We start from the raw sequence: 9,676 nt of genomic DNA on the forward strand, positions 1-9,676 counted from the left end.
AGCGCGTCAAGTGACGCGGCGAGCGAGCGGCGGGCGGGGGCGCGCTCGGCCAGCAGCGCCAGGTCCGCGCGGCTCGCGCCCTTCGCCAGCGCCTCGGCGCCCGCGGCGATCTCCGCCTGCGAGGGCGAGCGCTCGCCACCGTCGCTCAGCGCTTCGCGGGAGACGGAGAGCCGGGAGTGCGCCTCCGCCGCCGCGCGCGCCACCGCCGCCTCCGACTTCCCCTGCGCCCGCGCCCGGGCGATGGCCCGCGCCACCGGCTCGCGCGGGAGCCCGGCGTCCACCGCGGCCTGGAGCGTCGCGTCCGCCCCGGCGCGGCTCTCCGCGCGGGCCCCCTCCTCGCCGCCCGCGCGCGCCCGCGTCTGCGTCTGCACCGACGCGGACGCCCCCGCCTCTACCTTCGTCTGCGCCGCCGCCAGGGCGGGAACGGCCAGCGCCGCGGCGGCCGTCAGCATCAGGAACTTCGTCTTCATCGCTCTATCTCCTGCTCAAGACAAATCTGTTCTCTCACCGGGGATGATGCCCCCTCCCCCCGCCCTCCCCCGCTGCGCGGGAGAGGGAGCTTTTTCGGTGCGTTCTCCCCGCTCACGCGCCGGGGTCGAGCTTCACTGCGATGCCGGCCTCGCAGCCTCGCGCGGTCTGCGAGGCTTCCTGCCGTTGTTGCTGCGACTTGAGTCGCCCGACATCCCCGACGCTCCCCGACACCCCTCAGCTCGCCGTGATCTGCACCGCCGACGCGAAGGCCGTCTCGCTCACCGTGTGCGTGGTGGCGCTCGCCTGGTTCAGCCACACGTCGGAGTTGAGGTTGATCAGCAGCCGCGTGGTGCCGCCCGCCGACGCCGACACGCTCACCTGGCGCTCCACCGTCACGCTCCCGTCGCCGCCCAGGCTCACCAGCACCGACCCCGTCAGCAGCCCGGTCCCCACCTGGATCCCGCCGCTCACGTTGGCGCGCACGTCCTCGAAGACCACCCGCACCCGGCTGTAGGCGCCCACCTCCACGTTCGAGGTGGCGAACACCACCGCGCCGGCGTGGCCCGACGCGTCCACCGTGGCCTGCTCGGCCGCCTGCTCGGTCAGCTCCACCCAGCCGCCCGCGCTCGTCTGCACCCACACCCGGGCGCGGAAGTCCACCGTGCCGCTGGCGGAGGAGTGCGAGTAGCGGGGCCCGTCCGGCGCCCGCGACGCCGAGGCGCCCGGCGCGTCGTCGCCCTGCGCGGCCACCTGCATCCGCGCGTCGCCCGAGCCCGCCACCCCCGTCGAGTCGCCGCACCCCCCGAGCGCCGCCGCGAGCGCCGCGGCGCAGAGGGCCGCGCTGATCTTCTTCGTCATCGTCCGTCTCCCGGTCTCTGTCTCTCGTGGGACCTGGCGGGGCGCAGGGGCGCGCCCGCCGCTGACGGCCCGGGGAAAGGCAGGGGCGGTGCCATCCCGGAAACCCTTGCCGCTGCTGGGTTTTCTCAATCGTGTCACTTCCGGCGGCCGGCTTGTTGCTACATTTTCGAAAACACGGAAGAGGCGCTTGTCACATTTTGCAAACGATGGACGCCGGAGGCGGATGGGAGCGAAGAAGGAGGGGGTGCTGCTGATCGGGGGCGACCCCGAGACGGCCGCCGCGGTGCGCGCCGCCGCGCGCGAGGCGGGGCTGGAGCCGCGCGCCGCCGCGTCGCTCGGCGAGGGGCTGCGCGCGCTGGCCGAGCGGCGCTGGCGGGCCACGCTGCTGTCGGTGGAAGCCGTGGGCGACGACGCCGAGCTGATCCGCCGCATCGCCGCGCAGCCGGCCGCGGGCGCGCTGGTGCTGGTGGCCAGCGCCCCCTCGCTGCGCCTGGCCATGGAGGCCCCGCGCCTGGGCGCCGCCGAGCTGCTCACGGCCCCCGTCCGCCGCGACGACCTCCTCCCGCTGCTGCGCGCCGCGAGCCCCGCCGGCGGCGCCGTCCCCCTCCCCGAGGCCGACGGCGGCGACGACGAGCTGGTGGGGTCCAGCCCCGAGCTGCTGGAGGTGTTCAAGACCGTGGGCCGCGTGGGGCCGAGCGCCGCCACCGTGCTGGTCACCGGCGAGAGCGGGACCGGGAAGGAGCTGGTGGCGCGCGCCGTCCACCGGGTGAGCCCGCGCGCGGCGGCCCCGTTCGTGGCGGTGAACTGCGCCGCCATCCCCGAAGACCTGCTGGAGTCGGAGCTGTTCGGCCACGAGCGCGGCGCCTTCACCGGGGCCGTCGCGCGGAAGATCGGGCGCTTCGAGCGGGCGCACGGCGGCACGCTCTTCCTGGACGAGATCGGCGACATGAGCCTGGTGCTGCAGGCCAAGATCCTGCGCGCCCTGCAGGAGCGCGAGGTCGAGCGCGTGGGCGGCGAGGAGCGCATCCCGCTGGACGTGCGCGTGGTGGCCGCCACCCACCGCGACCTGTCCGCGCTGATCGCCGCCGGCGACTTTCGCGAAGACCTCTTCTACCGCCTGGCCGTGGTCCGCCTGCATCTGCCGCCGCTGCGCGAGCGCCCCGGCGACCTGCGCCCGCTGGCGCTGCACTACGCCGCCCGCTTCGCGCGCGCGTACGGGCGCCCCCTGCGCGCGGTGAGCGAGGAAGCGCTGGAGCGGCTGACGGCGCACGCCTGGCCGGGGAACGTGCGCGAGCTGCGCAACGTGCTCGAGCGCGCCGTGCTGCTGGCCGCCGGCGACACCCTTCTCCCCGAGCACCTGGAGATCGACGCGCGCGGCGCCCCGCAGGCCGCGGGCGCCACCCTCCCCGGCTACTCGCCGGACCTGTCGATGGCCGCGGTCGAGGCGCTGCACCTGCGCGTGGTGCTGGAGCAGGTCGGCGGCCACTTCGGCCGCGCCGCCGAGCGGCTGGGGATGCACCGCAACACCGTCTCGCGCAAAGCCGTGGAGTACGGGATCGTGGAGGAGTAGGAGGAAGGGTGGAACGGCGGGCGAACGGGGTCTCCCGCTCGCCCGCCGGTCGGCGCGGCCGCCGTGGAGTGAGCTCGGCAGAACTCCAGGCAGGTCTCGATGTGCTGGCATGTGGGGGCGCAGCTGTCGTCGAAGCCGTTGCGGGTGTAGCGGTAGTAGCAGGTGTCGTCGAAGTACATCCGTTCGGCCCTTCGTTGCCCTGCACGGTCCCCGCGCTCGCCCCGCGGCTCGGCGGGTGAGAAGCTCTCCACCTTCAGCGCGTCGAACTCGAGCCTCGGCTTCCGACTGTTCTTCCGGTCATCGAGACCTCCCCTGGCGAGAGTGTGAGAAAGTGTACCACGCCAGGAAGAACGTGGTGGATCTGTCAGGGTGGGGTAGCATTTCCTTTGTTTGTTAACGATCATTGACAGAGCACCAGATGTAAGCGATTGTTAACAGATAGAAACCTGTCAATGATCGGTAACACGGATTTGCCGATGAGACTCAGGACGGCTCGCGAGGTTGGGCTTCTGGCGCGCACGGAGCGGAAGCGGCAGGGACTCAGCATGCAGGCCTTGGCCGACCGGGTCGGCTGCACACGCCAGTGGATCGCCGCGCTGGAGGCCGGAGGAGAGCGCCTGGAGATCGCACTGGTGTTGCGGACGCTGACCGCGCTGGGCATGCGCCTGGACGCGCGCGGTCCCGACGACGGCCTGGACGAGACCGCATGACGGCACCTCCGGAGCTCACCGTTCTCCTCGACCGGGTCGTGGTAGGCCGTCTTACGCCGGTGCCGCGATCGCGCGTTTACCGGCTGCGCTACACCGACGCCTGGCTGGGGGAACCGCGTGCCTATCCGGTGTCGCTCTCGCTTCCGCTGGCCGCGCCGGAGCACGAGGGCCTGGCCGTGCGGCACTGGCTGCGCAGCCTGCTTCCGGACAACGAGGCGCGGCTGCAGGAGATCGAAGCGGGATTCGGCGTGTCGCGGGATGATCCGTACGCGATGCTGGCGCACGTGGGGGAGGACTGCGCGGGCGCGGTCCAGTTCGCCACACCGGAGCGCGCGGATGAGATCGCGTCCGGAGTCCTCGCGTCCGGAGTCGAGTGGCTGGACGACTCCGGCCTGGAGACGCTGCTACGCGAGGTGGCCGCACGGTCTTCCCCGGACCGGCGGGTGATGCACACCGGGCAGTTCAGCCTTCCGGGCGCGCTGGGAAAGGTTGCCCTGGTGTGGGACGAGAAAGGGGCACGGTGGGGGCAGCCGTCGGGGCTGCGGGCGAGCACGCACATCCTGAAGCCCCCTCTGGCCGGGATGGCGGGGCACAACGAGAACGAGCACTTCTGCCTCCAGCTCGCCCGGGCGGCGGGACTGTCGGCCGCGCCGTCGCGCGTGGCGCGCTTCGGCGAACAGAGCGCGATCGTGGTGGAGCGGTACGACCGGTGGACGGATGCACGCGGGGAAGTGCGCAGGCTCCACCAGGAAGACATGGCGCAGGCGCTGGGCCTCGACCCTGCGCTCAAGTACGCGGCCGAGGGTGGGGCCGGCATCCGGGAAGTCGTGCGCCTGCTGCGGGACTATGCGGCTCCGGGCGACGTCGACGCGTTCGTCCGGGGGGTGAGCTTCGCCTGGATCACGGCGGGGACCGACGCGCACCTGCGCAACTTCTCGCTCCTGATCGAGCCGGGAGGGAGTGGAAGACTGGCACCGCTGTACGACCTTGCGAGTGCGTTCGGTCTGGTGAAGCGCGGACGGCAGCGGGAGCTGCGACTGGCGATGGCGATCGGCGGGCACACCGCGCTCGACCAGATCGATCGGGATGCGTGGCTGCGGGAGATGGAGCTCAGCCGCCTGCCCAAGGGGCTTCTGGCCGAGGTAGCGGCGCTGGCGTCCCGGGTCGACGACGTGGCGGGCGCCGTGGCCGAGCGGCTGATCGACGAAGAGGGCCTGAACGCCGGGTATCTCCGGCGCCTCGCCCGTTACGTGGCGACCCGCGCGCGCGGGTGTGCCGCGGATCTCATGCGCGCGGCATGATTCGGTTTCTGTTGCCTCCGCCTGGCCGGCCCCGCGTCCTGCCGCCTTTCTCACCCTCCTTGCCACAAAAAGTGACAAAGCCGCATCCGGCTCTTTTCCCGATCTACTGAAAATCCAGCACTGACGCGGATCTTCTTCCCACGCTGACTGGAACGGCACGTGCCCGGCACACGTCCGCCGGAGCCTGCGATCGAGCACTTTGCCGTCCATGACCCCGCGCCCCCTCAAGATCGACCACGCGCTGAAAGCTCTCCCGGAGGTGGACGACCTGGTCCACCTCCGCGAGGCGCTGATCGGGGCGTCGCGCGACGACGGCGAGCGCGCGTGGTCGGCCTCGGCGGCGTACGCCACCCTCGACACCCGCCTGGCCGACCCCGCGGCGCTGGAGGCGCAGGTGGCCGCGCTGGCCGACCGGGTGCGGCAGCGCGTGGAAGCGGTGCTCCGCCACTCGCTGCACGCGCTGCGCGGGCTGGAGGGCGGCGACCCGGCGGCGGCCGCGCGCGCCCTGGTGGCCGCGGGCGAGGTGGAGGAAGAGGCGGGGCGGCTGGACGCGGCGGAGGGCTTCTACCGCCAGGCGCTCGCGCTGGGCCGCCGCCCCCGCGACCGCAGCGGCGAGGGGCTGGCGCTCAGGCGGCTGGGGCGCGTGGCCCGCGAGCGAGGGCACCTGGACGAGGCGCTGCGCCTGTACCTGGCCGGCTACGAGGTGGCCGCCGCCCAGCGCGACACCGAGGGCGCCGTGGTGGCGTGCCAGGGCGTGGGCAACGTCTACGGCGACCAGGGGCTGTGGGAGCAGGCGCGCGAGTGGTACGCCCGTGGCGTGGAGCTGCTGGGCGAGGCCGCGCCCGCGCGGGCGCTCTGGCAGCTCTACAGCAACCTCTCCGTCGTCGCGCGCCGCACGGGCGACCTTGACGCGAGCGCCGCCTGGCTCGACCGCGCCGGGGCCGTGGTCCAGGCGCTCGGCGACGCGGCCGGCGTGCTCCCCATCGAGAACGGCCGCGCGCGCCTGCTGGTGGAGCGCGGCGAGCTGGCCGCGGCCGAGGCGGCGTACCGGCGCTCGCTGGAGGGGCAGGGCTCGCCGTCGCTGCGCGGCGCGGTGCTCAGCAACCTGGCCGAGTGCCTGCTGCTGGAGGGGAAGCTGCGCGAGGCCGAAGAGGCCGCGCGCGAGCTGGAGCGCCTGGCCGTGGTGCACCGGCTGACGCCGCTGCTGCCGCACGCCTACCGCGGGCTGGGCGCCGTGGCGCGCGCGCGCGGCGACGCGGAGGGCTTCGTCTTCTACGAGCAGGCGCTGGACCTCTGCCGCGCCCCCGGCACCCCGCCGATCGAGCTGGCCGCGACGCAGCACGAGTACGCGCTGCTCGACGCCGGCGCGGGGCGCCGGGAGAGCGCCGCCGCGCGGCTGGAGGAAGCGCTCGCCATCTACCGCCGCCTCGGCACGCGCCCCGAGATCGAGCGCGCCGAGCGCGACCTGGCCGCCCTGGGCGCGAGCGCGTCCGCGGCGACTCCCGACGGACCGACCGAGGGATGACCCGACCATGAACGCCATGCGAACGAAGCACGCGCTCCTCGCCCTGCTCCTGCTCACCGGCGCCGCGGGATGCGGCAAGGAGGTGCTGGTGGGAGGGCAGAAGGACGTCGAGACCCGCGCCACCGGCGACGGCACCCCCGAGGGCGGGAGCCCGTCGCGCGCGGCCGCCTACGCGCTCGCGCCGGGCGGGCCGGCGACGACCCACATCGCCGGGCGGGCGCAGGGGACCATCACCTTCGACGCGAGGGTGGAGCTGGTCTCCGCCACCGGCGCCGCCGAGGACGCGGGCGGCCCGGCGAGCGCCACGGTGCGCATCGACGGGCACGACAGCGTCTTCGTCGCGCGCGGCTCGGTGCCCGGGGACCAGTATGCCACCGTGCGCGTCACCTTCACGCGCGTCACCGCCAGCGTGACCAGCGGACTCGTGATCGGCGGCATCGACGTCACCGGGGTCGTGAACGTGTCGATCCTGCCCGGCTCCTCCATCGTCGTCGAGCGGCAGGTGGACCTGGGCGGACCGGACGAGGACGTGGACCTGCTGGTCGACCTCGACGCCTCCGCCTGGCTCGGCGCGACCAACCCCGCCACGCGCATCGTCGCCGCGGCGGCCTTCCAGAGCGCGGTGAAGGTGAAGAGGCTGTAAGGGGACATCACCTGTACCCAAAACGAGCCAACCCTCTCCCGCGGAATGCGAGAGAGGGTCGGCTCGTGAAAAACAGTGGCCCGGTAACCCCCGTTCCCCAACGGAGTTACCGGGCCGGGGCCGTACACCGGAGGCAGTTGGCGTACAGGCCCCCCGTCCTGTCGCCCTTCCCTAAGGCGAGATCCAGGCCAGGACGGCTTCAAAACGCAAATGCTTGCCAGAAGGCCGTTTATGGCAACGGCGGCACGGACCCCGTCCTCAAACGACCGTGCGGAATGCCCTACGCAGTGCAAAACGAGCCGACCCTCTCCCGCGAAGTGCGGGAGAGGGTCGGCTCATGGAAAACAGTGGCCCGGTAACCCCCGTTCCCCAACGGAGTTACCGGGCCGGGGCCGTACGCCGGAGGCAGTTGGCGGACAGGCCCCCCGTTCTGTCGCCTTTCCCTAAGGCGAGAACCGGACCACGGCGATGGCAAAACGCAAATGCCTGTCAGAGTGCTACTTACCCTCGTGGCAGCCGGTTCGCCTGTCCGAAACGACCGTGCGGGATGCCTGCCCCCGTGCAAAACGCCCGCCCGCAAAGCGCCGCCCGGCGCACCGCGTGGTACGCCGGGCGGATTGTCGAGGGCGGCCGGGGCTCAGAACGCGACCGAGCTGTTGTTGGAGCAGGTGGTCGTGCCGGCGTTGCACACCCGGTAGGTGAAGGTGCCGCTCGCCTTCTTGCCCAGCGAGTCGCGGTGCGCGCCGTCGTTGGCCGTGGTGGTGATCCGCGTGCCATTGCGGTAGACGTCCACGCTCGTGCCGGCGGCGCCGCTCCAGGCCAGGTCCACGTACTTCTGCCCGCGCTGGGTGAGGGCCTGCGCGGTGAGCGTGATCGCCGGCGCGTTCGGGTCGGTCACCGTCACCTGGCGCGAGGTGGTGCCGGTGGCGCCGCCGTCGTCCGTCACGGTGAGGGTGACGGTGTAGGTGCCGCCGGCCGCGTAGGCGTGCGACGGGTCGGCCGCCGCGGACGTGCCGCCGTCGCCGAAGGTCCAGCTCCGCGAGGCGATGGTGCCGTCCGCGTCGGTGCTGGCGTCGGTGAAGGTGCAGGCGAGCCCGGCGCACGAGTGGGTGAAGGCGGCCGCCGGCGGCGCGTTCACCGGCCCGCCGCTGAAGGCGCCCGTGTACAGGAACAGGTTGGGCGTGCCGCCCGACGAGCTGCTGCTGTGCAGGGTGATGGTGTTCGGCGTCCCGTTCGTCTTGAGCGCCGCGGTGACCTGCGCGGGGGTGGCCGTGGGGCTCCCCTGCAGGAAGAGCGCGATGGCGCCCGCCACGTGCGGCGTGGCCATCGAGGTGCCGCTGATGGTGTTGGTGGCGGCGTCGCCGCTGTACCACGAGGAGGTGACGTTCACGCCCGGCGCCAGGATGTCGACGCAGGTGCCGTAGTTGGAGAACGAGGCCTCGCGGTCGCTCTGGTCCGTGGCCCCCACGGTGACGGCGTTGGGCGCGCCCGCGGGCGACTCGGCGCAGGCGTCGAGCGGGTAGCCGAAGAGCCAGTGCCCGTTCCCCGCCGCCACCGCGTAGTTGACCCCGGCGGCGATGGAGTTCTCCACCGCCGTGCGCAGCGCCTGCACGTCGCCGTAGCCCAGGCTCATGTTGACCACGGCCGGGCGGAGGGCGTTGGCCGTCACCCAGTCCACCGCGGCGATGGCCATGGACACGTCGCCGCTCCCCGAGCAGTTGACCACGCGCGCGGCCCAGATCTTCACCCCCTTGGCCACGCCGTAGGTGGCGCCGCCGATGGTGCCCGCCACGTGGGTGCCGTGGCCGTGGCAGTCGGCGGCGCTGCCCTGCCCGTCGCCCACGAAGTCGCCGCCCGCGCCGTTGGGCACGTAGCTGGCCCGCCCGGCGAACTGCGTGTGCGAGAGCCGCACGCCGGTGTCGAGCACGTAGGCGTTCACCCCCGCGCCGGTGGCGCCGAAGACGTAGGTGGTCGAGAGCGGCAGGTCGCGCTGGTCGATGCGGTCGATCCCCCAGGTGGCGCCCGTCTGGGTGTCGAAGAGGCGCGCGGGAGCGTCGGGCTCCACGTAGGCCACGCTGGGGTTCCTGGCCAGCGCCTCGGCCGCGGCGGCGGGGAGGCCGGCCACGGCGAAGCCCCGGAGGGCGTGGCGGTAGGTGAAGCGCAGCTCGCCGCCGTGCTGCTGCACGAGCTGCCGCGCCAGCCCCGGCGCGTCGGCCACGCCGTCCTCGAAGACGACGACGTACTTCCCCGGCGCCGCGGCGGGCGCGGCCGAGGCCTGGACGCCGCTCAGGTCGCCGGGATCGAACGGGGCGGGCGCGTCGTGGCAGGCGGCGGCGAGCGCCAGCGCCGCGAGGAGGGCGATGCGTCCCTTCATCTGTGTCTCCTGGCTGGGCGGAGCGAGGCGGGACCGACCGCCAACTAGTTAGTCGCGGGCGGGGGCGGACGCAAGCGTCTTGAAAGTGCGAAGTGCGAAGTGCGAGGTGCGAAGTGCTCGCTGCTTCGACAGTCATTCGTGCGGTGCGGCCGGGGATGCCCCCTCCCCGACCCTCCCCCGCTGCGCGGGAGAGGGAGAACACACCGTGGGATGAGATTCGGGCC

Annotated in this window: 8 protein-coding genes; 5 read left to right on the forward strand and 3 right to left on the reverse strand. The window is 73.3% G+C overall.

Translation table 11 applies throughout. The annotated features are described in order from the left end of the window. Both VF746_30115 and VF746_30120 read right to left on the reverse strand, forming a co-directional pair. Nucleotides 1–470: hypothetical protein (locus tag VF746_30115; GenBank protein ID HEX8696712.1), on the reverse strand; the 470-nt coding region annotated here is incomplete at its 3' end. 235 nt (nucleotides 471–705) lie between these two features. Beyond that, a complete protein-coding gene (locus VF746_30120) occupies nucleotides 706–1,329 on the reverse strand; it encodes a hypothetical protein (GenBank protein ID HEX8696713.1) in 624 nt (207 codons plus the stop codon). 223 nt (nucleotides 1,330–1,552) lie between these two features. Between VF746_30120 and VF746_30125 the strand changes: the two genes are divergently transcribed. From VF746_30125 to VF746_30145, 5 genes are all read left to right on the forward strand, one after another. Next, complete coding sequence (locus VF746_30125; GenBank protein ID HEX8696714.1) at nucleotides 1,553–2,899, forward strand: sigma-54 dependent transcriptional regulator; 1,347 nt, start codon at nucleotides 1,553–1,555, stop codon at nucleotides 2,897–2,899. A 476-nt stretch (nucleotides 2,900–3,375) separates the two neighbouring features. Next, nucleotides 3,376–3,609, forward strand: a complete 234-nt coding sequence (locus VF746_30130) for a helix-turn-helix domain-containing protein (GenBank protein HEX8696715.1) — start codon at nucleotides 3,376–3,378, stop codon at nucleotides 3,607–3,609. Then, complete coding sequence (locus tag VF746_30135) at nucleotides 3,606–4,910, forward strand: HipA domain-containing protein (protein ID HEX8696716.1); 1,305 nt, start codon at nucleotides 3,606–3,608, stop codon at nucleotides 4,908–4,910. Before VF746_30130 ends, VF746_30135 begins: the two co-directional genes overlap by 4 nt. 208 nt (nucleotides 4,911–5,118) lie before the next feature. Next, entirely contained in the window at nucleotides 5,119–6,435 is a 1,317-nt protein-coding gene (locus VF746_30140) for a tetratricopeptide repeat protein (protein HEX8696717.1), read from the forward strand. Nucleotides 6,436–6,451: 16 nt separating this feature from the next. Then, nucleotides 6,452–7,078, forward strand: a complete 627-nt coding sequence (locus VF746_30145) for a hypothetical protein (GenBank protein HEX8696718.1) — start codon at nucleotides 6,452–6,454, stop codon at nucleotides 7,076–7,078. Nucleotides 7,079–7,715: 637 nt separating this feature from the next. On the opposite strand, the gene VF746_30150 is transcribed toward VF746_30145, so the two are convergent. Next, on the reverse strand, nucleotides 7,716–9,452 hold the full coding sequence (locus VF746_30150) for a S8 family serine peptidase (protein ID HEX8696719.1): 1,737 nt from the start codon (nucleotides 9,450–9,452) through the stop codon (nucleotides 7,716–7,718). Nucleotides 9,453–9,676: the final 224 nt, after the last annotated feature.

Source organism: Longimicrobium sp., from assembly GCA_036389795.1.
Classification (GTDB): Bacteria; Gemmatimonadota; Gemmatimonadetes; order Longimicrobiales; family Longimicrobiaceae; genus Longimicrobium.